This window comes from Stenotrophomonas acidaminiphila, from assembly GCF_001431595.1.
GTDB classification, from domain to species: Bacteria; Pseudomonadota; Gammaproteobacteria; order Xanthomonadales; family Xanthomonadaceae; genus Stenotrophomonas; species Stenotrophomonas acidaminiphila.
Window position 1 is genome coordinate 67,216 of the sequence record NZ_LDJO01000012.1, and the last position, 21,004, is coordinate 88,219.

Sequence of the window (21,004 nt, forward strand, 5' to 3'; positions counted from 1 at the left end):
CTCCGTGTAGGAAATCAGGGAGCGGCTACCGTGGCCGAAGCGATGTGGCACCTGCGTGACCGCGGAGTGCACGCGGTGTGCAAAATGCGGCGAGGTGGCCCTGGGCGGGCCACCTCGCCCTGTGCGTCCGTCGCGCACATCGACGAGGTAATGGCGGCGGACGTGCATGTGTGACCCGCCGCCGCGGCCGAAGTTCCGCATGCTGCGGCGCAAAAACGGGATTTGCCCGTCCTAACCCGGCCCAGCCGAAAAATCCAGTAAATGCCACAACTTGCGATCCGCCGGGGGCGGCTTGTGGCGGTTGTCTCGCAAAATGTCCCGCTGCTATACTTTCGCGGCTCGACGAGGCGCCCCCTGGCGCCGCCCAGATCTCCTTGTTCCATGAAGCAGGACATTCCACGTGCTGAACTCCGTTGATGCGGGTCGGCGGCTGATGCTGCGTGCCGCGGTGTACCCGCTGGTCGCAGTGGTTGTCCTGGCGCTGGCCTTCCTGCTGGTGGGGCCGAAGTACGCCCTCGGTGCGCTGGTTTCAGGCGCGGCGGTGGTGGCGGGGACGGTGCTGGCGGCATGGGTGGGGCTCGGCGGCGGCGTTCAGGCCGCCGGTTCGGCGATGATCCGCATGTTCCTGGGGTTCGCGCTGAAGATCGTGCTGGTTGTCGCCGTGCTGGCAATGGCGTTCGTCTGGTGGCGGCTTCCTCCCTTGGCGCTGCTGGCGGCGATTCCAGTGGCGCTGATGTTCCAGGTTCTGGCTCTGGCCAGGCGTTGATCGAATTCATAAAAGGTATCCGGACTCATGGCGGGCGAGGCTCTAACCCCTACCACCTATATCCAGCATCACCTGCAGAACCTGACCGCCAAGGTCGGGGACGGCGGCAGCTTCTGGACCATCCACGTCGATACCGTCGTCACCGCGGTGCTGATGGGCCTGCTGATGGTGTTCGCCTTCTGGATGGCCACCCGCAAGGCCACCGCCGGCGTGCCGGGCAAGTGGCAGGCGTTCGTCGAGATCTGCCTGGAGTTCGTTGACCGCCAGGCCAAGGACACCTACCACGGCAAGAGCAAGCTGGTGACGCCGATCGCGATCACCATCTTCTTCTGGATCCTGTTGATGAACCTCATCAAGATGATCCCGGCCGACTTCATCGCCAAGCCGCTGGAATGGGCGGGCGTCCACTACTGGAAGCCGGTGCCGACCGCCGACGTCAATGCCACCTTGGGCATGTCGATCAGCGTGTTCTTCCTGATGGTCTTCTTCTCGCTCAGTTCCAAGGGCCTGGTCGGCTTCGTCAAGGAGTTCCTGACCGCCCCGTTCGGCAAGTGGATGATGCCGTTCAACCTGATCCTCAACATCGTCGAGTGGCTGAGCAAGCCGATCTCCCTGGCGATGCGACTGTTCGGCAACATGTTCGGCGGCGAGATCGTCTTCCTGCTGATCTGGGTGCTGGGCGGCGCCGGCGTGTTCGGTGCTGTTGCCGGTGGCGTATTCGGCCTGGGCTGGATGCTGTTCCACCTGTTGGTGATTCCGCTGCAGGCCTTCATCTTCATGATGCTGTCGATCGTGTACCTGAGCCTGTCGGAAGACAGCCACTAAGCTACAAGCTTCAACCAGTTCCAACCTTCATCCGTTTCATCACCCTTAGCTACCCATAGTTCTCGGAGAAAACCATGTACTTCGCCGTCCTGACCAATCTCGCCCAAGTTCAGAGCTCCACCGCCCTTGCCGTCGGCATCATGATCGGCCTGGCCGCGCTGGGCGCCGGTCTGGGTCTGGCCATCATGGCTGGTAAGTTCCTGGAATCGGCTGCCCGCCAGCCGGAACTGATCCCGGTCCTGCAGGTCCGCATGTTCATCACCGCCGGCCTGATCGACGCCGCGTTCATCATCTCGGTCGCCGTCGGCCTGCTGCTGGCCTTCGCCAACCCGCTGGCCGCTGCCCTGCTGGCCGAAGCCGCCAAGCTGGCGGGCTGATCCAGCTGAAGTGAGACGGCCGGGTGCCTGACGGCATCCGGCTTCGGATGAAGGTCCGGTTGCGCCGCCACGGCGGCGCAACCACCCCGACACCAGCGATCGAGCTAACCCATGAATATCAATCTCACCCTCTTTGCACAGGCACTGGCCTTTGCCGCGCTGATCTGGATCATCGCGACCAAGATCTGGCCGCCGCTGATGAAGGCCATCGAAGAGCGCCAGCAGAAGATCGCTGAAGGCCTCGCCGCTGCCGACCGCAGCCAGAAAGACCTGGCCCAGGCGGAAGTGAAGGTCAACGAGGCGCTGAAGGAAGCCCGTGGCAAGGCCAACGAGATCATCGACCAGGCCCACGCCCGCGCCAACCAGATCGTCGAGGCCGCCAAGAACGAAGCCATCGCCGAAGCCAACCGCCAGAAAGACCTGGCCCAGGCTGAAATCGACGCCGCCGCCAACCGCGCCCGCGAAGACCTGCGCAAGCAGGTGTCCGCGCTGGCCGTGACCGGTGCCGAGAAGCTGCTCAAACGCGAAATCGACGCCAACGCCCACAAGGCGCTGCTCGACGAGCTGGCCGCGGAGATCTGATAGATGAGCCAGGCCCTCACGCTTGCCCGCCCGTATGCCCGCGCCGCGTTTGCGATTGCGCGCGAGGAAGGCAAGTTCGCGCCGTGGTCGGAAGCGCTTGCGTTCTCCGCCCGCGTTGCCGCCGATCCGCGCGTGTCGGCCCTGCTGTCCAATCCGGAGCTGGCCCGCGGCGACGCCGTGGCCCTGTTGGCCCCGGAAGCGGCGGGTGAAACCTACGGCCGCTTCCTGACCCTGCTGGCCGAGTCGCACCGCCTGCAGCAGCTGCCGGAAATCGCCGGCCTGTTCGACCAGCTGCGCGCCGAAGCCGAGAACGTGGTCAAGGCCACCGTCACCTCGGCGGCCGCGCTTTCGGCCGACGAACTGGAAAAGATCAAGCTCGCGCTGCGCAGGCGTTTCGGCCGCGACGTCGAGGTCTCGACCGCGGTGGACGCTTCGCTGATCGGCGGCGCCGTGATCGATGCCGGCGACGTGGTCATCGATGGTTCGCTCAAGGGCAAGCTGTCGCGCCTGCAGACCGCGCTCGCAAACTGAATTCACTTATCGTCCGGCTTGATCGCCGGCACTAGGACTTGACGATGGCTACCACGCTCAACCCCTCCGAAATCAGCGAACTGATCAAGAACCGCATCGAGAAGGTCGCGCTGTCCGCGGAATCGCGCAACGAAGGCACCGTGACCTCGGTGTCCGACGGCATCGTGCGCATCTACGGCCTGGCCGACGTGATGCAGGGCGAAATGATCGAGCTGCCGAACAACACCTACGCGCTGGCGCTGAATCTGGAGCGCGACTCGGTCGGCGCCGTGGTGCTGGGCGACTACGAGCACCTGCGCGAAGGCGACGTGGCCAAGACCACCGGCCGCATCCTGGAAGTGCCGGTGGGTCCGGAAATGCTCGGCCGCGTGGTCAACGCGCTGGGCGAGCCGATCGACGGCAAGGGCCCGCTGGGCACCTCGCTGACCGCACCGGTGGAGCGCGTTGCCCCGGGCGTGATCTGGCGCAAGTCGGTCGACCAGCCGGTGCAGACCGGTTACAAGTCGGTCGACTCGATGATCCCGATCGGCCGCGGCCAGCGCGAGCTGATCATCGGTGACCGCCAGACCGGCAAGACCGCCATGGCGATCGACGCGGTGATCAACCAGAAGGGCACCGGCATCAAGTGCGTGTACGTCGCGATCGGCCAGAAGGCCTCGACCGTGGCCAACATCGTGCGCAAGCTGGAAGAGAACGGCGCGCTGGCCCACACCGTGGTCGTGGCCGCCACGGCTTCCGAGTCGGCCGCGATGCAGTACATCAGCGCCTACTCCGGCTGCACCATGGGCGAGTACTTCATGGATCGCGGCGAAGACGCCCTGATCGTGTACGACGACCTGTCCAAGCAGGCCGTGGCCTACCGCCAGATCTCGCTGCTGCTGAAGCGTCCGCCGGGCCGCGAAGCCTACCCGGGCGACGTGTTCTACCTGCACTCGCGCCTGCTCGAACGCGCTGCCCGCGTGTCCGAGGAGTACGTCGAGAAGTTCACCGAAGGCAAGGTCACCGGCAAGACCGGTTCGCTGACCGCGCTGCCGATCATCGAGACCCAGGCCGGCGACGTGTCCGCGTTCGTCCCGACCAACGTGATCTCGATCACCGACGGCCAGATCTTCCTGGAAACCGACCTGTTCAACGCCGGCATCCGCCCGGCCGTGAACGCCGGTATCTCGGTGTCGCGCGTCGGCGGCTCGGCCCAGACCAAGATCATCAAGAAGCTGTCCGGCGGCATCCGCATCTCGCTGGCGCAGTACCGCGAGCTGGCGGCGTTCGCGCAGTTCGCCTCGGACCTGGACGAAGCCACCCGCAAGCAGCTCGAGCGCGGCCAGCGCGTCACCGAGCTGATGAAGCAGAAGCAGTACGCGCCGATGTCCATCGCCAACCAGGCGCTGTCGATCTACGCCGTCAACGAGGGTTACCTGGACGACGTGCCGGTCAACAAGCTGCTGGCGTTCGAAGAGGGCCTGCACGCCCACTTCGCCAACACCGCCGGCGAGCTGACCGCCAAGATCAACGCCAGCGGCGCCTGGAACGACGAGATCGAAGCCGCCTTCAAGAAGGGCATCTCCGAGTTCAAGACCACCGGCAGCTGGTAAGCCGCACGTAGAGCGGGGCCCTGGCCCCGCTTCACTGTGACACAGCGGGGGAAGGCCCCCGCTTCATGGGAATAAGAGATGGCAAGCGGACGCGAAATCAAAACCAAGATCAAGAGCGTGCAGAACACCCGCAAGGTGACGCGCGCGCTCGAGATGGTCTCCGCCTCCAAGATCCGCAAGGCGCAGGATCGGATGAAGACCTCGCGTCCGTACGCGCAGGCGATGAAGCAGGTGATCGGCCACCTGGCCCAGGCCAGCACCGACTTCCAGCATCCGTTCCTGGTCGAGCGCGAAGACGTCAAGCGCGTGGGCTACATCGTGATCTCCTCCGATCGCGGCCTGGCCGGCGGCCTGAACAACAACCTGTTCCGCAAGGCCGTGGCCGAAATGCGCGGCTGGCAGGAAAAGGGCGCCGAGATCGACATGGTGACCGTCGGCCAGAAGGCCAGCGTGTTCTTCCGCCGGGTCAACGTGAACATGGTCGGCAGCGTCACCCACATCGGCGACCAGCCGAAGCTGGAGACGCTGATCGGCGTGATCAAGGTGATGCTCGACGCCTTCACCGAAGGCAAGGTCGACCGCGTGTACCTGGTCTACAACCGCTTCATCAACACGATGACGCAGAAGGCGTCCTTCGACCAGCTGCTGCCGTTGCCGGCCAGCGAGACGCAGGTCGCCTCGCACGACTGGGACTACCTGTACGAACCCGATGCCGCGACCGTGCTTGAGCACGTGATCACGCGCTACATCGAGTCGCTGGTGTACCAGGCCGTGCTGGAGAACGTTGCTTCCGAGCACGCGGCACGCATGGTGGCGATGAAGGCGGCAAGCGACAACGCGAACAAGCTGATCGGAACCCTGCAGCTGGTCTACAACAAGGCCCGCCAGGCAGCGATCACCCAGGAAATCTCCGAAATCGTCGGCGGCGCGGCAGCAGTCTGACGCGCACAGTCAAAGCATTTAATTAGAGGATGCAGCAATGAGTCAGGGCAAGATCGTTCAGATCATCGGCGCCGTCGTCGACGTCGAATTCCCGCGCAGCGACGTGCCGAAGGTGTACGACGCGCTGAAGGTCGACAACACCGACATCACCTTGGAAGTCCAGCAGCAGCTGGGCGACGGCATCGTCCGCGCCATCGCGCTGGGTTCCACCGACGGCCTGAAGCGCGGCCTGATCGCCAACAACACCGGCCGCGCCATCTCGGTGCCGGTCGGTGCCGGCACCCTGGGCCGCATCATGGACGTGCTGGGCCGCCCGATCGACGAGGCCGGCCCGGTCGCCGCGTCCGATTCGTGGGAAATCCACCGCGCCGCGCCGTCGTACGAAGACCAGTCCTCCTCGACCGAGTTGCTGGAAACCGGCATCAAGGTCATCGACCTGATGTGCCCGTTCGCCAAGGGCGGCAAGGTCGGCCTGTTCGGCGGCGCCGGCGTCGGCAAGACCGTCAACATGATGGAACTGATCAACAACATCGCCAAGGCGCACTCGGGTCTGTCCGTGTTCGCCGGCGTGGGCGAGCGTACCCGCGAGGGCAACGACTTCTACCACGAGATGAAGGACTCCAACGTCCTGGACAAGGTGGCGATGGTGTACGGCCAGATGAACGAGCCGCCGGGCAACCGTCTGCGCGTCGCCCTGACCGGCCTGACCATGGCCGAGTACTTCCGCGACGAGAAGGACGCCAACGGCAAGGGCAAGGACGTGCTGCTGTTCGTCGACAACATCTACCGCTACACGCTGGCCGGTACCGAAGTGTCGGCGCTGCTGGGCCGCATGCCGTCGGCGGTGGGCTACCAGCCGACCCTGGCCGAGGAAATGGGCGTCCTGCAGGAGCGCATCACCTCGACCAAGACCGGTTCGATCACCTCGATCCAGGCCGTGTACGTGCCCGCGGACGACCTGACCGACCCGTCGCCGGCCACCACCTTCGCCCACCTGGACTCGACCGTGACCCTGTCGCGTTCGATCGCCTCGCTGGGCATCTACCCGGCGGTCGACCCGCTGGACTCGACCTCGCGCCAGATGGACCCGCAGGTCATCGGCAACGAGCACTACGACACCGCCCAGCGCGTCCAGCAGACCCTGCAGAAGTACAAGGAGCTGAAGGACATCATCGCCATCCTGGGCATGGACGAACTGTCCGAGGAAGACAAGCAGGCCGTGTCGCGCGCGCGCAAGATCGAGCGCTTCTTCAGCCAGCCGTTCCACGTGGCCGAAGTGTTCACCGGCTCGCCGGGCAAGTACGTGCCGCTGAAGGAAACCATCCGCGGCTTCAAGGGCATCGTCGACGGCGAGTACGACCACCTGCCGGAGCAGGCGTTCTACATGGTCGGCGGCATCGAAGAAGCGGTCGAGAAGGCCAAGAAGATGGCCGAAAAGGCCTAATTCCGGCGTGAGGCGGAGTCCGCTCCGCCTCTGCGGCATCCTGCGGTGGGCGCAGGCCCACCCAACCAGGCGAAGAGAGTTCCATGAGCACCATCCGTTGCGACATCGTCAGTGCCGAGCAGCAGATCTTCAGCGGCGAAGCCACCCTGGTCGTGGCCACCGGTGAACTGGGCGAGCTGGGCATCGCGCCCAAGCATGCGCCGCTGATCACCCGCCTGAAGCCGGGCAAGGTCGTGGTCACCACCGCCGCCGGCGAGCACCTGGACTTCGCCATCTCCGGCGGCATCCTGGAAGTGCAGCCGCAGGTCGTGACCGTGCTGGCCGACACCGCCATCCGCGCCACCGACATCGACGAGGCCGCGGTACGCAAGGCCAAGGAAGAAGCCGAGCGCGTGCTGGCCAACCGTGGCGAAGCCATGGAGCTGGCCGAGGCGCAGCAGCGCCTGGCCGAAGTCACCGCCCAGCTGCAGGCGCTGGAACGCCTGCGCCGCAACCTCAAGCACTGAGCGCGCTGCGGTCAAGGTAACGAGGAACGCCGGGCTTGCCCGGCGTTTTTCATTTGCGCGCCCCCTGCACCGGCAGCCGCGGGCACGCGCGACCGGCATGCCGTCGAAGCGCCCGCCTTGCCTGCGTGGGCCGGCTCAGCGGTAGACCACGTGGCGCAGCAGGAAGAAGTTCAGCACCGCCAGCCCGCCTTCCACCAGCGGCTTGGCCAGCCACGCCATCTGCAGCCCCAGCGTATCCGTGGTCCATGCCAGCAGCCCGCTGCTGGCGGCGGTCATCAGCAGCCACAGCGCGAGGAACCGGGCGAAGTGGCGCCACCCGTGGCGGCGTCCGTCGTCGCGCGGGAACGTGTAGCGGCCATTGAGCCAGAACCCCAGCAATGCGCCGCTGCCGCGCCCGAGCAGGTTGCCCGGCACGGGCGGCAGGCCGGCGGCGGTGGCCGCCACGAACACCAGCCAGTCCAGCAGCAGCTGCATCAGGCCGGCGGCGATATAGCGGCCGCCTTGTCGCAACAGGGTCATCAGGGTGAACGCGGACACGGAAAGACGCCCATGCTACCCGCTGGCGACGGCCGCATGTCCGAGGCGGAGTAGTGGGGCACGTGCCAAACGCCGGCAGCGACGGCGACCGTGGCTGCCCATCGCGATTGCAACGGCATCCATGCAGCGGGTCTCCCGCCGTGATCGTGCAGTGGCGGCGCAGGTCCGGCGCCGGGCGCGCCGCCTGCCTGCCACGCACATCCGGGACATGCCGCGCCATCGCGCTCGACGGCCTGCCGGCGCATTCTTAGAATCCCTGCATCGATTACCGGAAATCCGCCGATGAGCCAACCGCTGCACGTCATCATCCTCGCCGCCGGCGCCGGCAAGCGCATGAAGTCGGCCCTGCCCAAGGTGCTGCAGCCGGTCGCGGGGCGGCCGATGCTGGCGCACGTGATCGAGACCGCGCGACAGCTGCAGCCTGCCGGCATCCACGTGGTGCATGGCCACGGCGGCGAAGCCGTGCGTGCCGCCTTCGCCGGCCAGGACGACCTGGCCTGGGCCGAGCAGGTGCAGCAGCTGGGCACCGGCCATGCCGTGCTGCAGGCGATGCCGGCCGTGCCGGACACCGCGCAGGTGCTGGTGCTGTACGGCGACGTGCCGCTGATCCGTGCCGATACCCTGCGCGCGCTGCTGCACGACGCGCCCCGGCTCGCGGTGCTGGTGGCCGAACTCGACGACCCCAGTGGCTACGGCCGCATCGTGCGCGATGCCGAAGGCAAGGTCGCGGCCATCGTCGAGCAGAAGGATGCCGACGACGAACACAAGCGCATCCGCACGGTGAACACCGGCATCATCACCGCCGAATCCACCGCGCTGCGGCGCTGGCTGTCCGGCCTGTCCAACGCCAACGCGCAGGGCGAGTACTACCTGACCGATGTGTTCGCCGCGGCTGCGGCCGAGTACACGCCGGCGCTGCTGGTGCACGTGGCCGACCCGCAGGAAGCCGAAGGCGCCAACGATCCCTGGCAGCTGGCCCAGCTCGAACGCGCCTGGCAGCTGCGCGCGGCGCGTGCGCTGTGCGAGCAGGGCGTGCGCCTCCTGGACCCGGCACGCCTGGACCAGCGCGGCACGGTCAAGGCCGGGCGCGACGTGCAGATCGATGCCAACGTGGTGCTGGAGGGTGAGGTCGAGCTGGGCGATGGCGTCACCATCGGCGCCTTCGTGCGGCTGAAGGACGTCCGCCTCGGCGCCGGCACCCAGGTGCGCCCGCACTGCGACCTGGAGGGCGTGGTCAGCGAGGGCGCCGCGCAGATCGGCCCGTTCGCGCGGCTGCGCCCCGGCACGGTGCTGGCCGACGGCGTGCACGTGGGCAACTTCGTGGAGACCAAGAACGCGACGCTGGGCAAGGGCAGCAAGGCCAATCACCTGACCTACCTGGGCGACGCGGTGATCGGCAGCGGCAGCAACATCGGCGCGGGCACCATCACCTGCAACTACGATGGCGTGAACAAGTTCCAGACCCGCATCGGCGACCGCGTGTTCGTCGGTTCCAACAGCGCGCTGGTCGCACCGGTGTCGCTGGGCGACGGCGCCACCATCGCCGCCGGTTCGGTGGTCACCCGTGACGCGCCGGCGGACCGGTTGACGGTGGCGCGCAGCCGCCAGCAGACCATCGAAGGCTGGAAGCGTCCGCAGAAGAAGGTCTGATCGCCGCCACCGTGGCAGGGCGGTCGGCGCACCGCGGCCCGTCCCCCGGCAAGCGTTGCGTGGCCCGGTGCCGCCGCGGTCGCCCGGCGTACCGGCAGGCGGGAAGCGGGAAGCGGGCAGGGCGCCGATGACGGCGGTGGCGGGCACCGAACCGCGCGCCCCGGCGTGGCGCCGCGCGCGGCTCAGCCGCTGGTGGGCAGCAGGAGGGTCACGCACAGGCCGCCGTCGTTGCGGTTCTGCAGCGAGATGCGGCCGTCATGCGCCTCGATGATCTCGCGGGTCAGCGCCAGGCCCAGGCCGGTGCCGTTGCGCTTGGTCGAATAGAACGGCATCAACGCGTTCTGCAGCACCGCTTCGTTCATGCCGGTGCCGCGGTCCAGCACCTCGATGCGCAGCCAATGCGGCAACCGCGCCATCCTGACCTCGACCGTGTCGTCGGTCACGCCGTTGTCGCTGCTGGCCTCGTGCGCGTTCTTGAGCAGGTTGAGCAGCGCCTGCGAGAACTGCGCCGGATCGATGCGGCTGCACAGGTCATCGGGCGGCGGCACCATGCGGAACGGGATCTGCTGCTGCAGCCCGCGCAGGAACGGCGCCCACGCGATGGTCTGCAGCTGCGGCTGCGGCAGCTTGGCGAAGCGTGCGTAGCCACGGATGAAGCCCTCCAGGTGGCGTGCGCGCTCCTCGACCGTGCCGAAGATGTCCTCCAGCCGGTCGATGCGCCCGCGCCGCACCAGTTCGGCGCCGGAATGCGCGAGCGAGGCGATCGGCGCCAGCGAGTTGTTGAGCTCGTGGCTGATGACCCGGATGACCTTCTTCCAGGTCTGTACTTCCTGCCGCCGCAGCTCGGCGGTGAGCAGGCGCAGCAGCAGCAGGTCGTGCGGACGGCCGTTGAGGTGGAAGCTGCGGCGCGACAGGTGGTAGATCTGCTCGTCGTCCTCGTCGCCGTCGGCCTCGCGCACCGCGAACAGGCTGTCGCCGCCGCGGGCGATGGCATTGCGCAGTTCCACCGGCATGTTCTCCAGCAGCTCGTGCATGCGCTTGCCTTCCAGCTTCCAGCCGCCGTGCAGCAGCTTGCGCGCGGAGATGTTGGAGAACGCCACGCGCTGGACGCCATCGCCGCCGTCGGCCAGCAGCAGCATCGCCACCGGCGTGTTCTGCACCATGGTGTCGAGCAGCAGTTCGCGCTGCACCAGCGACTGGCGCTGTTCGCGCAGTACGTCGCCGAGTTCGGCATGCGCCTTCACCAGCTGCGCCAGCTCGTCGTCGCCGCGCCAGTGCACGCCGAAGTTGTACTCGCCGTCCCGGTAGCTGCTGGTGATGCCTGCCAGCGAGCGCAGCAGCGAACGGATCGGCGCGGTGGCGCGGCGCAGCGTCCACCACATCAGCGACAGCAGCAGCACCGTGGAAACCACGGTGACCACCCAGCCGCGGTCCATCCAGTAGGCCAGCAGCCACGGCAGCGCCGCGGCCAGCGCCAGCACCGGCAACAGGCGCAGGAACAGGCGGAAGGTGAAGGAGCGGGTTTTCAGCATGGGCGTGTCATTCGCGCGGAATGCCATGGCGGTCCATGCGCCGGTACAGCGCCTGGCGGCTCAGGCCCAGGTCCGCCGCGGCCTGGGCGATGACCCCGCCGGCACGTTCCAGGGCGCCGATGATGCGCGCGCGGTCCGGCTCGTCGGCCTGCGCGATGGGCCGCTGCGGCGCGCGCGGCAGGTTGAGGTCGGCCACTTCGATCCGCGGCCCCTGCGCGAGCAGGCAGGCGCGCTGGATCACGTTGCGCAGCTCGCGCACGTTGCCGGGCCAGGTGTGCCGCTGCAGCGCCTGCGCGGCCTGCGGCGACAGCGGCTTGCCCTCGTCGCCGAGGAAGTGGCGGGCCAGCGGCAGGATGTCCTCGCGGCGCTCGGCCAGTGCCGGCAACGCCAGTTCCACCGTATTGAGGCGGTAATAGAGGTCCTCGCGGAAGCTGCCGTCGCGGATCATCGCCGGCAGGTCGGCGTTGGTGGCGCTGACCACGCGCACCTTCACCTGGCGCTCGCGGTTGGAACCCAGGCGCTCGAAGCGGCCGGTCTCGAGCACGCGCAGCAGCTTCATCTGCCCGGCCAGCGACAGGTTGCCGATCTCGTCCAGGAACAGGGTGCCGCCGTCGGCGGCCTCGAACTTGCCCTCGCGCGCCTTGTTGGCGCCGGTGTAGGCGCCGGCCTCGGCGCCGAACAGCTCGGCCTCGATCAGCTCGGCCGGGATCGCGCCGCAGTTGAGCGCGACGAACGCGCCGCCGCGCTTGCCGGAGTTGGCCTGGATGATCTCGGCGATCTTCTCCTTGCCGGCGCCGTTGGGGCCGGTGATCAGCACCGGCAGGTCCGAGCGCGCGACCTGGCAGGCCAGGCTGATCACGCGCTCGCTGGCCGGGTCGGCGAACACCACCCCGGCCAGGTCGTAGCGTTCGTGCAGGCTCTGGCGCTGCTTCAGCTCGCGCTGGCGGCGGCGGCTCAGTTCGCGGCGGGTCTCGGCCAGTTCCAGCAGGTTGTTGACCGTGGTCAGCAGGCGCCCGTCGTCCCAGGGCTTGGCCAGGTAGTCGGCGGCACCGGCCTTGACCAGTTCCACCGCGCTGTCCAGGTGGGTCCAGGCGGTAAGCAGGATCACCGGCAGGTCCGGCCAGCTGTCGCGGATCTGCCGGAACAGCACCTGCCCCTCCTCGCCGGAGGTGGTGTCGGCGGTGAAGTTCATGTCCTGGATGACCAGGTCGAACTCCTGTTCGGCGAGCATCGCCAACCCCTGCTCGGGCGAGCACGCGTGGCGCGTCTCGATGTCGTGCAGCGAGAACAGCACGTCCAGCGCGGTGGCCACGGCGGCGTTGTCGTCGATGATCAGTATCTGCGGCATTCGGGGCCTTGCAGGAAAGAAAGGGTTGGGGAAGCGCCGGCCTTACACACTGCGGGCCGCGCTTGCAGGTGGCAGCCCCGCGGCGCGGTGCGCCGGACCGGCGACCGCCAGCTGCCCCAGCGCCAGCAGCAACACCGCCGCCGCCGGCAGGTAGGGTAACGGCAGCCGTGCCAACTCGTAATGCTGCATCAGCCAGTGGTTGATGCCCAGTGCCAGGAGTAGCCCCAGCGCCAACCCCACACCGACCAGTACCAGGTTCTCAGCCAGGAAATGACGCAGGATCTGCCCGCGGGTGGCTCCCAGCGCGCGGCGTATGCCTATCTGGCGCGTCCGTTGCTGGATCCAGTAGCCACTCAGGCTGGCGATGCCGATCAGCGTGATCGTGGCGACCACCGCATTGACCGTGGACAGCAGCCAGACCGCGGCGCGGCGGGTACGCAGCCCGTCGTCCCGCAGGCGTTCGTAGTCGGCCACGACCGGCTCGATGCCCGGCACCAGTTGCCCGGCAAAGCTCTGTTCAAGCACCTGCGCCACCTGTGCACGCACCGCTTCGCGGTTCTCCGGAGCGGTACGCAGCACATAGCTGGCGATGGGCATGCCGGCAAGGATGCCGGGAATGATCACCGAGTATTCGGCTTTGCCGTCGTCAAGCTCCGACAACTGGTAGCGCATGAGGTGGGCGACGACGCCGACCACGGTGTAGCTGCCGCTGCCGTCGCCCGAGCTCAGCGTCGCACCGACGGGGTCGCCGTCCCCCAGAAGTTCCCGTGCGAGCGCTTCGGTGATGATGATCGGGGTGCGCATGTCGTTGGACATGTTGATGTCGCGGTACTCGGTGTCCAGGAAGTCGCGGCCCCGGGTCAGGCGCAGGCCGAAGGTATCCAGCAGGCGCTCACCGATGTAGCCGGTGGTCGTCAGTGTCGGGCCGCCGGCAGACTTGAGGTCGAACGTCAGGGTCAGGGTCTGGCGCATTGGTATGCCCGACGCGGCGCTGGCGGCGTGTACGCCGGGAATGGATGCCAGTGCATCGCGGCCGGCGCGGACCTGCGCAGGTGTCCAGGGGGCGCCGCGGCTGACCACCTGGTCGACGATCACCAGTTCGTCTCCGGCCAGTCCATCGTCGACCAGTAGCGGGGCCGCTTGCTGGCCGAGCAGGAACAGCGTGTTGCAGAGAATCGCGCAGGCCACCATGACCTGCAGCACGATCAGGCGTGGCATCAGCGGGTTGCGACGCAGCGCGGACAACAGAGGGAACATGCCGGTCCTCCTTAGAGCGTCTTGACCTGCAGCGCCGGCTCCTGCCGGGCCGCGCGCACCGCAGGCAGCAATCCCACCAACAGGCCGGTGAGCAGTGCCAGGGCCAGCAGGACGATGAACAGTGCGGGACTGAAGCGCGCCAGTGGCGCGTACGCCTCTCCTTGTTGGCGCATCAGCCACAGGCCCGCCAGTGTCAGCGGCAGGGCGCATACGCCACCCAGCAGCCCGGCCAGGCCGGCTTCCACCAGGCAGGCGGCGATGATCGAGCGGCGTGGCGCACCGAGTACGCGGCGCACGCCGTGCTCGCCGGCACGCCGCAGGAAGCGCGCAGCCAGCAGCCCGGCGACGTTGACCAGGCACAGCATCAGCAGGCCGGCAGCAAGCCACAGGTTCAGGCGCACGCTATCGGGTACCACACGATTGAAGCGCAGCCATTCGGCCATTGGCCGCAGATTCGTGTACGCAGCGCGTTCAAAGGCACCGCTGGCACGACGCTGCGCCGCGAATGCCTGCAGGCTGTGGGCGTATGCCTCGCGTTGTGCGTCGTCCTGCAGCTCGGCCCACAGCACCAGCCAACGGCAGTTGCCGACGTTGATCTCGTCGAAGCGGAAGCCGTCGAAGCCACCGCCATCGCATTGCCGGGTGCTGGTTATCTCCGCCCCCGCTTCAACCGCGGCCATCGCGGGCACGAAGATCTCGTCGCCGTCCCCCTTCCAGCCGGGATCGTTGCCGGGCAGGAAGTGCGGCCGCGGGCGTGGCGCCCAGCGCTCGCTGATTCCGATCACCCGGAACGTATGGCGGCCAAGTCGAATGGCGGCGCCGGTGCCGTCCTCGCGGCCGAGCAGCCGCAGGCTCAACGCGCGGCTGATCACCACCACCGGCGCGCGCGCCTGTTCCTCGGCCGGGGTCCAGGTACGGCCGTGACGCAGGGGCACCCCGAACATCTGCAGCATCGGTCCCACTGCCAGTACTGCCGATGCCGTGCGGGTGTTGCTGCCGTCGGCATTGGCCACCGACAGCGGAGCGGTCAGCAGCCCCGCCTGGCGGATATCTGCCCGCTGGCTGCGCATGGCCTGCACGTCGTCCAGTTTCCATAACGGCGGCACGCTTGCGCCAGTGCCGTCGGTGCTGTCGTCCTCGCCGCTGCGGGGCGCCGGTCGCGAATCGGCCCAGGCGATGTGCAGCTTGTGACTGATGCCGGGCAGCGGATCGGCCGACAGCACCGACAACAGGGTCAGCATGGTCATCACCGACGCCAGTCCCAGCGCCAGGGTCAGGATCGCCAGCAGCATCGTCCGCGGATGCCGCAGGCAGCCGCGCATGCCGGTCTCCAGCGTGTAGTTCATGGTTGCGCGGCAGGTGGGTGGGCCGCGCGGTGGCCATAGCTCAGCACGCGGGTGATCGACCATCGGCCATCGTGCAGGTGCCAGAGCATGACGAAGTCGGCCAGCCCCTCGCACGTGCCGCTGGCGGTGTCGCAGAAGCGGTGGCTGCCCTGGGCGATGGCGCCGAAGTCCTTGATCGGGAACACCTGCAGGCTGCCGTCGATCAGTTCGCGGGTGTAGCGGCCGCAGGCGTGCCTGCGGGTGTTGTCGAGCATGGCCTCGCGGGTCCAGGTGACGCCGCCGGTGTCGTGGTAGAACTCGACCGCCGGGTCGAAGTAACCGGCGTGCCGCTCCAGCTGCGCCGGATCCTGGCAACGGTTGAAGCTGTCGAACACGGCGTGGTCCAGCGCGGCGATGGTGGTGGCCAGGTCGTCGTCCGCCAGCGCCGGGGCGGCGGGCGCCGCCAGCAGCAGGGGCAACAGGTACAGCAGGGGTTTCATGGTGGTTCTCCTGCGCCGGTCAGGCGCTGCGGGTGGCGACGGCGGGCGGGATTGCCGCGGCGCGGCGCGCCGGGCCGAACACGGCGACCTGGCCCAGCAGCCACAGCACCAGCGCGCTGGCCGGGATGTAGGCCAGCGGCAGGCGCGGCAGCTCGTACTGGCGCATCAGGGTGAGGTTCAAGGTGTAGGCCAGCAGCACGCCCAGCAGGATGCCGGTGCTGGTGAGCACGAAGTTCTCGGCCTGGAAGTAGCGCAGGATCTGGGTGCGGGTGGCGCCCAGCGCGCGGCGGATGCCGATCTGGCGGGTGCGCTGCTGTACCCAGAAGCTTGCCAGGCCGACGATGCCGAAGGCGGTGACCGCCAGCAGCGCGACGCACACGCTCACCAGCAGCCAGATCACCGCGCGGTCGCGGCTGTAGAAATCACGGCGCATCTCGCTGACCGTTGTCCGGGTGTCGATGATCCGGTTCGGATCGGCGCGGTTGAGCGCGGCCACCGCGGCCTTCAGCACCTCGTCGCGGCGCGCCGGATCGGTGCGCAGCACATAACCGCCGTTGGACACCCACAACGGGAAGATCATGGTGTGGAAGCTGTCCTCGAACATGCGCCCGCGCCCGGGCGCGATCAGCCGGTCGACCACGCCGACCACGCGGCTGGGCGCATCGCCCCATACGTAGATGTCCTGGCCGACCGCGCTCCGCCCCGGGAACAGCCGCGCCGCCAGCGCGCGGCTCAGCAGCACGGCGGGCACCTGCGGCGTCTGGCCCGGTACGTCCAGGGCGTCCTGGCCCTGGTACTCGTCCGGGTTGAAGCCGCGGCCCTCGACCACGCGCAGGCCCAGGGTGGGCAGCAGGCCGCCATCGTCCATGTAGTTGGAGGCGGTGAGGATGGCGTCGGCCTGGCCCGGGCGCAGGTTGATGCCCGATGCCCAGACATTGTCGCCGTAGGGCAGCTGGTTGACGCTGGTGACCGAGCGGACCCCGGGCACGGCGGACAGGGTGGCGGTGTCCTCGCGCCGCATCGCATCGCGGTTGCGGTCCGGTTGCAGGCTGCTGACGCTGAGGTAGACCAGCTCGTCCTCGACGATGCCGCTGTCGCGGCGCATCTCCCCGGTGCGGTGGCCGATCACGAAGATCGCGTTGCAGATGATCGCGCAGCTCAGTGCGATCTCCAGCACGATCAGCGCCGCGGCGGTCTTGTGCCGCATCAGGATCGAGAGGATGGGACGGATTTCCATGGGTCTTGCTCTCCCTATTGGCTCTTGAGCTGCAGCGCCGGCGGCACCTGCATCGCGCGCCACGCCGGCAACAGGCCGGCAAGCAGGCTGGCGCCCAGCGCCAGGGCGACGGTCAGCAGCAACGTGGCGGTGTCCATCTGCGCCAGCCGCGCGTAATCGTCCGGCTGCTGGCGGATCAGCCACAGACCCAGCGCGGCGAAGCCCAGGCCGAGCAGTCCGCCGGCCAGGCCGATGGCGCCGGCCTCGGCCAGGCATTGGCGGAAGATGTCGCCACGCGCGGCGCCGAGTGCCCGGCGCACGCCGATCTCGCCGCTGCGGCGCAGGAACTTGGCCAGCAGCAGGCCGACGGTGTTGAGCAGGCACACCAGCAGGAAGCCGAACGCCAGCCACATCTGCATGCGTACGTCGTTGGGTACCACGCGGTTGTAGTCGAGCCAGCCCATGACGTCGTCCAGGCGCACGTTGGCCGGGCGCTCGAAACGGCCGGCGGCGCGCTGCTGGTCCGAATAGTCGGCCAGGTACTTGCGGTAGTCGGCGGCCTGCCCGGGCGATTCCAGTTCCACCCAGTACTGTATCCAGGCACACGGTGCGTTGAGTCCGCGCGCACCCTCCGCGTCCGTGTTGCTGTTGCCCCAGCAGTTCATGCTGCCCTGGGTCGGCAGGCGCATGTCGCGCGAGGTGGAGAACGGCAGGAACAGCTGCTCGCCGCCACCGAAGCGGCGGTTGCTCAGGTCGTAGAAGCGCGGGTTGAGCGTCCACTCGTCCATCACCCCGATGACGCGCAGCACGCCCTGCGACAGGTGGATCTCGCGTCCGACCGGATCGGCGTCGCCGAACAGCTTCCCGGCCAGTTTGGAGCCGATCACCGCGACCCGCGCGCGGGCACCGTCATCGTCCGCGCTCCACCCGCGGCCGGCGTGCAGCGGCGCGTTGAACATGGTGAAGAAATCGGCCGAGGTGTAGCGCGATGAGGCGCGGAAGGGCTGCGCCGCGGTGCCTTCGGGCAGGATGGTCACCGAGCCGGCGCTCATCATGGCCTGGCGCACGCCGCGCTTCTGCCGCAGCAGTTCCTCGGCGTCGAAGCGGGTCAGCTGGTCCATCGGCTCCGGGTCCAGGCTGACGTCGCGGCCGAGCGTGCGCGGCTCCAGCCGCGGGTAGAACAGGCGCGTGCTCTTTTCCGGTATCGGGTCGCCGGACAGCACCTTGTACAGCGTGAGCGTGGTCATCGCCGCGCCGATGCCGATGCCGATCGTCACCACCATCAGGGTGGTCAGCACCTTGTTGCGGCCAAAGCTCCGCAGCGCGAGCTGCAGGTAGTAACCGAGCATGTAGGCTCCTGTATCGCGGTATTGCCAGGGGGCTGGATGTGCCGGGGCGGGGCGTCCGTCCCCTGCCCATGCGGGCAGGGACGTCCGTGATCAGGTGCTGCGGGTGGCGACGGCCGGCGGGATCGCCGCGGCGCGGCGTGCCGGGCCGAACACCGCCAGCTGGCCTAGCAGCCACAGCGCGGCGGCGCCGACCGGCAGGTACAGCAGCGGCAGGCGCGGCAGTTCGTAGCGCCCCATCAGCCACTGGTTCAGCAGGTAGGCCAGCAGCATGCCGACGATGATGCCGATCGTGGCCAGCAGGAAGTTCTCGGTCTGGAAGTAGCGCAGGATCTGGCCCTTGGTCGCGCCGAGCGCGCGGCGGATGCCGATCTGCTTGGTGCGCTGCTGTACCCAGAAGCTGGCCAGGCCGACGATGCCCAGTGCGGTCACCAGCAGCAGCAGGGCGCTGACGATCAGCAGCAGGCCGATCATGTCGCGGTCGTTGGCGAAGTAGCTGGCGCGGCCCTCTTCGTAGGTCTGCTTGCGCCAGACCAGGCGGTTGGGATCGTTCTTGTCCAGCGCGGCCAGTGCCTGTTCGAGCACTTCGGCGCGGCGTGCCGGGTCGCTGACCCGGATCAGGTAGCGGCCGCCGTTGGAGAAGTTCATGCGGATCGGGAAGATCACCGAGAACGTGCGGTTGCCGCCCATCATGTTCGGCCGCAGCAGGGTGCCGACCACGCCGACGATGGTCAGCGGGATGTTGGCCATGTACACGGTTTTCCCGATCGCGTCGCCTTCCGGGAACATCTTGTCGGCGGCAGCCTTGCTCAGGATGATGGCCGAGGACAGGTTGCTGACATCCTCGATCTTGCTCAGCTCATCGTTGCTCTTGTATTCGTCGGCGTTGAAGTCGCGGCCGGCGACCAGCTTCAGCCCCATGGACGCCAGCGCGCCTTCGCTGAACATGTACTGGGTGGCACTGAGAGTGGGGACTTCCTGCTCGGCACTGAGCGAGAGCGAGGTGTTCCAGCTGCCGTTCTGGAACGGCAGCTGGTTGGTGATGGCCACGCGTTCGACGCCGGCGATGGCGCGCAGCGACGCCAGGTCCTCGGCGGTACGGGCATCGGCGTCGGTCTGCTGGCCGATGCCGCTCAGGGCGATCTCGACCAGGCGGTCATCGTCCATGCCGCTGGCCAGGTTCAGCGTCTCCAGGCGCTGGGTGACGATGAACAGTGCGTTGCAGATGATGGCGCAGCTCAGCGCGATCTCCAGCACGATCAGCGCAGCCGCCATCTTGTGGCGCGCCAGCGTGGAGAGGATGGGGCGGATTTCCATGGGGTTCTCCGGAAGCGGAAGAAAAAAACGAGGGGTGGGAAGCGGGCGGAGAGCCGGTCGGACCTGCTCGCCACCCCTCCAGTCGTTCCAGCCTTACTGGCTCTTGAGCTGCAGCGCCGGGGTCACCTGCATCGCTCGCCATGCCGGCAGGAGGCCGGCCAGCAGGCTGGCGAAGATGGCCATGGCGAAGGTCAGCAGCAGCATCGAGCCGTCCAGGTGCGCCAGCGACGCGTACTCGGCCGGGCGCTGCCGCACCGCCCACAGTCCGGCGAGCGCGAACAGCAGGCCGAGCAGGCCGCCGGCCAGGCCGACGGTGCCGGCTTCGACCAGGCACTGCTTGAAGATTTCGCCGCGGCTGGCGCCGAGCGCCCGGCGCACGCCGATCTCGCCGCTGCGGCGCAGGAACTTGGCCAGCAGCAGGCCCACGGTGTTGACCAGGCACACCAGCAGGAAGCCGAACGCCAGCCACATCTGCAGGCGCACGTCGCCGGGCACCACGCCGCGGTAGTCCATCCACTGCATCACATTGCGCAGGCGGGTATTGGCCGGGCGCTCGAAGCGGCCGGCGGCGCGCTGCTGGTCGGAGTAGTTGTCCAGGTAGGTCTTGAACGTGCCGGCATCGCCGGCCGAGTCCAGTTCCACCCAGTACTGGATCCAGGCGCAGGGCACGTTCAGCGCGGTGGCGTCGTTGACGATCTCGCGGCCAAAGCAGTTCATGTTGCCGCTGCGGTCCAGCTTCAGGTCGCGCGAGGTGGAGAACGGCAGCAGCACTTCTTCCTTGCGGTCGTACTTGCCGACGAACACGTCGTAGAACAGCGGCTGCGGCGACCAGGTGTCGAGCACGCCGACGATGCGCAGCGGATGGCCTTCGAACAGCACCTCGCGGCCGACGCTGTTCCCGCCCTTGAACAGCTTCTCGTTGAGGTTGCGGCTGATCACCGCCACCCGGGCGTGGCCGCTGTCCTCGGCGCCGCTCCAGCCCTGCCCGTACAGGAACGGCGTGTCGAACATCGGGAAGAAATCGGCGGAGGTGTAACGCGCGCTCACGCTGAACGGCTTGAGCGCATCCACGCGCGGATCGACGATGCCGTCGCCGCCGGTCATCATCGCCTGCCGCGGGGCCTTCTTCTGCCGCAGCAGTTCCTCGGCATCGAAGCGGGTCAGCTGCTGCTCCGGCTCTTCGCCCGGCTTGTAGCCTTCCTTGGTGTAGGGATCGAGCTGCACATAGAACAGGCGCTCGCTCTTGTGCGGGATGGGGTCGCCGGACAGCACCTTGAACACGGTCAGGGTGGTCATCGCCGCGCCGATGCCGAGCGCGATGGCCAGTACCATCAACGCGGTGAGCACCTTGTTGCGACGGAAGCTGCGCAGCGCCAGTTTGAAGTAGTAGGCGAACATGGACGGGTCCTTG

At 68.0% G+C, this 21,004-nt stretch carries 20 protein-coding genes; 10 read left to right on the top strand and 10 right to left on the bottom strand.

Annotated elements, in window-relative coordinates:
• The first annotated feature begins 400 nt into the window (after positions 1-400).
• From ABB33_RS02985 to ABB33_RS03025, 9 genes are all read left to right on the top strand, one after another.
• Positions 401-766 (top strand): ATP synthase subunit I, encoded by a 366-nt coding sequence (locus ABB33_RS02985; RefSeq protein ID WP_192301415.1) that lies wholly within the window; start codon positions 401-403, stop codon positions 764-766.
• A gap of 27 nt (positions 767-793) precedes the next feature.
• A complete protein-coding gene (gene atpB / locus ABB33_RS02990; protein ID WP_054661975.1) occupies positions 794-1,591 on the top strand; it encodes a F0F1 ATP synthase subunit A in 798 nt (265 codons plus the stop codon).
• 74 nt (positions 1,592-1,665) lie between these two features.
• Positions 1,666-1,968, top strand: coding sequence for a F0F1 ATP synthase subunit C (gene atpE, locus ABB33_RS02995; RefSeq protein ID WP_054661978.1), 303 nt, complete (start codon positions 1,666-1,668; stop codon positions 1,966-1,968).
• 111 nt (positions 1,969-2,079) lie between these two features.
• Positions 2,080-2,550 carry a F0F1 ATP synthase subunit B gene (locus ABB33_RS03000; protein WP_056931086.1) on the top strand — a complete coding sequence of 157 codons (471 nt, stop codon included), beginning with the start codon at positions 2,080-2,082 and terminating at the stop codon, positions 2,548-2,550.
• A 3-nt stretch (positions 2,551-2,553) separates the two neighbouring features.
• Positions 2,554-3,081 carry a F0F1 ATP synthase subunit delta gene (locus ABB33_RS03005; RefSeq protein WP_054661984.1) on the top strand — a complete coding sequence of 176 codons (528 nt, stop codon included), beginning with the start codon at positions 2,554-2,556 and terminating at the stop codon, positions 3,079-3,081.
• 44 nt (positions 3,082-3,125) lie between these two features.
• Positions 3,126-4,673 carry a F0F1 ATP synthase subunit alpha gene (gene atpA, locus ABB33_RS03010; RefSeq protein WP_054661987.1) on the top strand — a complete coding sequence of 516 codons (1,548 nt, stop codon included), beginning with the start codon at positions 3,126-3,128 and terminating at the stop codon, positions 4,671-4,673.
• 78 nt (positions 4,674-4,751) lie between these two features.
• The gene (gene atpG, locus ABB33_RS03015) at positions 4,752-5,615 is read left to right on the top strand and encodes a F0F1 ATP synthase subunit gamma (protein ID WP_056931087.1); all 864 of its coding nucleotides are present in this window, start codon (positions 4,752-4,754) and stop codon (positions 5,613-5,615) included.
• A gap of 37 nt (positions 5,616-5,652) precedes the next feature.
• A complete protein-coding gene (gene atpD / locus ABB33_RS03020; RefSeq protein ID WP_054661993.1) occupies positions 5,653-7,059 on the top strand; it encodes a F0F1 ATP synthase subunit beta in 1,407 nt (468 codons plus the stop codon).
• Positions 7,060-7,142: 83 nt separating this feature from the next.
• Positions 7,143-7,565, top strand: a complete 423-nt coding sequence (locus ABB33_RS03025) for a F0F1 ATP synthase subunit epsilon (RefSeq protein WP_054661996.1) — start codon at positions 7,143-7,145, stop codon at positions 7,563-7,565.
• Positions 7,566-7,700: 135 nt separating this feature from the next.
• On the opposite strand, the gene ABB33_RS03030 is transcribed toward ABB33_RS03025, so the two are convergent.
• The gene (locus ABB33_RS03030; protein WP_054661999.1) at positions 7,701-8,084 is read right to left on the bottom strand and encodes a GtrA family protein; all 384 of its coding nucleotides are present in this window, start codon (positions 8,082-8,084) and stop codon (positions 7,701-7,703) included.
• 300 nt (positions 8,085-8,384) lie between these two features.
• Here ABB33_RS03030 and glmU point away from each other — a divergent pair, with 300 nt between their 5' ends.
• Complete coding sequence (gene glmU, locus ABB33_RS03035) at positions 8,385-9,752, top strand: bifunctional UDP-N-acetylglucosamine diphosphorylase/glucosamine-1-phosphate N-acetyltransferase GlmU (RefSeq protein WP_054662002.1); 1,368 nt, start codon at positions 8,385-8,387, stop codon at positions 9,750-9,752.
• Positions 9,753-9,934: 182 nt separating this feature from the next.
• Here glmU and ABB33_RS03040 read toward each other — a convergent pair whose 3' ends face one another.
• The 9 genes from ABB33_RS03040 to ABB33_RS03080 all read right to left on the bottom strand — a co-directional run bounded on the left by ABB33_RS03040 (position 9,935) and on the right by ABB33_RS03080 (position 20,991).
• Positions 9,935-11,281, bottom strand: a complete 1,347-nt coding sequence (locus tag ABB33_RS03040; protein ID WP_082394262.1) for a sensor histidine kinase — start codon at positions 11,279-11,281, stop codon at positions 9,935-9,937.
• Positions 11,282-11,291: 10 nt separating this feature from the next.
• Entirely contained in the window at positions 11,292-12,632 is a 1,341-nt protein-coding gene (locus ABB33_RS03045; RefSeq protein WP_056931088.1) for a sigma-54-dependent transcriptional regulator, read from the bottom strand.
• Between the two features lie 42 nt (positions 12,633-12,674).
• Positions 12,675-13,889, bottom strand: coding sequence for an ABC transporter permease (locus ABB33_RS03050; RefSeq protein WP_056931089.1), 1,215 nt, complete (start codon positions 13,887-13,889; stop codon positions 12,675-12,677).
• Positions 13,890-13,900: 11 nt separating this feature from the next.
• Complete coding sequence (locus ABB33_RS03055; RefSeq protein WP_056931090.1) at positions 13,901-15,235, bottom strand: ABC transporter permease; 1,335 nt, start codon at positions 15,233-15,235, stop codon at positions 13,901-13,903.
• Complete coding sequence (locus ABB33_RS03060; protein WP_056931091.1) at positions 15,232-15,714, bottom strand: nuclear transport factor 2 family protein; 483 nt, start codon at positions 15,712-15,714, stop codon at positions 15,232-15,234. Before ABB33_RS03060 ends, ABB33_RS03055 begins: the two co-directional genes overlap by 4 nt.
• 19 nt (positions 15,715-15,733) lie before the next feature.
• Positions 15,734-16,951: an ABC transporter permease gene (locus ABB33_RS03065; protein WP_056931092.1), complete on the bottom strand. Its 1,218-nt coding sequence runs from the start codon at positions 16,949-16,951 to the stop codon at positions 15,734-15,736.
• Between the two features lie 14 nt (positions 16,952-16,965).
• Complete coding sequence (locus ABB33_RS03070) at positions 16,966-18,279, bottom strand: ABC transporter permease (protein ID WP_056931093.1); 1,314 nt, start codon at positions 18,277-18,279, stop codon at positions 16,966-16,968.
• 90 nt (positions 18,280-18,369) lie between these two features.
• Complete coding sequence (locus ABB33_RS03075; protein ID WP_056931094.1) at positions 18,370-19,593, bottom strand: ABC transporter permease; 1,224 nt, start codon at positions 19,591-19,593, stop codon at positions 18,370-18,372.
• 93 nt (positions 19,594-19,686) lie between these two features.
• Positions 19,687-20,991: an ABC transporter permease gene (locus ABB33_RS03080; RefSeq protein WP_056931115.1), complete on the bottom strand. Its 1,305-nt coding sequence runs from the start codon at positions 20,989-20,991 to the stop codon at positions 19,687-19,689.
• Positions 20,992-21,004 lie beyond the last annotated feature (13 nt).